Below are 2149 nucleotides of genomic sequence, written 5' to 3' on the forward strand. Positions count from 1 at the left end.
CGCGCCGCCGGGGTCGATGTGCGCCTCATCATCGACCCCGACTGCGAGCAGCTGCCGCCCGGCATCGATGTGACGGTGTTCCGCATCGTTCAGGAGGCGCTCACCAACACCTTGAAGCACGCCGGGCCGTCGTCGGCTGACGTATTGCTCTCCCGGGACGGCGATACTCTGAGCGTCCAGGTGCGCGACGACGGCCGTGGGATCGCGGCGGACCTCGACGGCCACAGTCCAGGACTCGGGCTTGTCGGCGTGCGGGAGCGGGTCACCCTCTATGGTGGGAGACTGGCCGTCGGACCTCGCCGCAGTGGCGGCTACCAGGTCCGTGCCTGGATACCTGTGGATCACTCAGAAAAACCGGCGGTGCCCTCATGACGTTGACCCCTCCCATCCGGGTCCTCCTCGTCGACGATCAACCTCTTCTGCGCACCGGATTCCGGATGATCCTGGAGGCCGAGTCCGACCTCGCAGTCGTCGGCGAGTCCGGTGACGGCGCGGCCGCCGTGGAGGACACGCGTGCGTTGCAGCCCGACGTGGTGCTGATGGACATCCGGATGCCTCGCATGGACGGTGTCGAGGCGACTCGTTCCATCACCGGTGCGGCGCGTGAACGGCCGCCCCGGGTGCTCGTGCTGACCACCTTCGATCTCGACGAGTACGTCGTCGAGGCGCTCCGCGCCGGCGCCAGCGGATTCCTCCTGAAAGACGTGCCCGCCGACCAGTTGGTGGAAGCGATCCGCACGGTCTCACGCGGCGACTCCGTGGTAGCCCCTAGCGTGACCCGCCGGCTGCTGGACCTGTTCGCGAACCGGCTCCCGTCGAGCGATCTCCCGACGCCGGCGAATCTGAGCCATCTGACGGCGCGCGAACGGGAGGTGCTGACGATGGTCGCCCGGGGCATGTCCAACGCCGAGATCGCAGCGGAGCTCGTGGTGTCCGAGACGACCGTGAAGACGCATGTCGGGAACCTGTTGACGAAGCTCGGGGTGCGGGACCGGGTACAGGCGGCGATCTACGCCTACGAAAGCGGCCTGGTCACGCCCGGAGCGCTCTAGAGGCACCGGGCACTCACCAATTAATAGACCAGTGGTCTGGTTATCGTCGATGTGAGTGGCTACACTCGCCGGAACGGCTCGACATTGAGCAAAGTAGATGGTTCGGAGGAGTCGACCACGATGACCGTTGCCGAGACCGAGCTCAGCACCCCGTTCACACTCCACGACGGCGCCGTCGAAGCTTTCGACCGCGATGGGTACGTGCGGCTGGAGAATGTTCTCGAACCGGATGCACTACGAGAACGCGAACCAGAGATCACGGGCACAGTCCTGGAGCTCAACACCGTCCACGCGCCCATGGAGGAACGGTCCACAACTCAGAAGGCCTTCCTGCAAGTGGGCAATCTGTGGCGGCACAGCCAGGCCGCCCGTGACCTCGTCTTCTCTCCTCGGCTGGCACGCATCGCGGCCGAGCTCCTGCAGGTGGACGGCGTTCGCCTCTACGCCGACCAGGCGCTCTACAAGGAGCCGTCCGGCGGAATCACTCCGTGGCACGCCGACCAGTACTACTGGCCGCTGTCGTCCGACCGCACATGCACGGTCTGGATCCCGCTGCAGGACACACCGTTGGAGATGGGCCCGCTCTCGTTCGCCGCCGGAAGCCATCGCTTCGAGTTCGGACGCGACATGAAGATCAGTGACGAATCCGAACGCGCACTTCAGGAGGCCCTGCAGCGCGAACGGTTCGAGGTGGACGAGGCGGCGTACCAGCTCGGCGATGTGAGTTTCCATCTCGGCTGGACCTTCCACCGCGCGGGCCGCAATGTCGCCGATCAGCCGCGACGCGTGATGACGGTGATCTACATGGACGCCGACATCCGGGTCGGCCCGCTGGTCCGGCCTGAACAGCAGGACGACCTGGACATCCTCATGCCCGGCGCCACGCTGGGCGAGATCCCCGATACGCCGTCCAATCCTGTGCTGTACTCCCTCCATGGCTGACAACGGGCAAACTAGTGCCCCGTAAAGCCGGTCTCTTGACGTCTGTGGCGCCCAGGCGGCGCCTCGCAGCGTTGCCGTCGTCGTCCGATGTACCAGCATCGACCTCCTCCGGCGCCTTGCGAGGCATCCACCTGAACACCACAGCCGTATCAAGG

The 2149-nt window shown here is 65.9% G+C and carries 3 protein-coding genes; all 3 read left to right on the forward strand.

Annotated elements, in window-relative coordinates:
- Window positions 1-372 (forward strand): sensor histidine kinase (locus tag ELR45_RS30525; protein ID WP_240760256.1); only part of this gene is annotated, 372 nt, incomplete at its 5' end.
- Window positions 369-1052, forward strand: coding sequence for a response regulator (locus tag ELR45_RS30530; protein WP_129669652.1), 684 nt, complete (start codon window positions 369-371; stop codon window positions 1050-1052). The genes ELR45_RS30525 and ELR45_RS30530, both read left to right, overlap by 4 nt.
- Window positions 1053-1172: 120 nt before the next feature.
- The gene (locus ELR45_RS30535; RefSeq protein WP_129669653.1) at window positions 1173-1994 is read left to right on the forward strand and encodes a phytanoyl-CoA dioxygenase family protein; all 822 of its coding nucleotides are present in this window, start codon (window positions 1173-1175) and stop codon (window positions 1992-1994) included.
- Window positions 1995-2149: the final 155 nt, after the last annotated feature.

Source organism: Phytoactinopolyspora endophytica (genome assembly GCF_004138495.1).
GTDB lineage: Bacteria > Actinomycetota > Actinomycetes > Jiangellales > Jiangellaceae > Phytoactinopolyspora > Phytoactinopolyspora endophytica.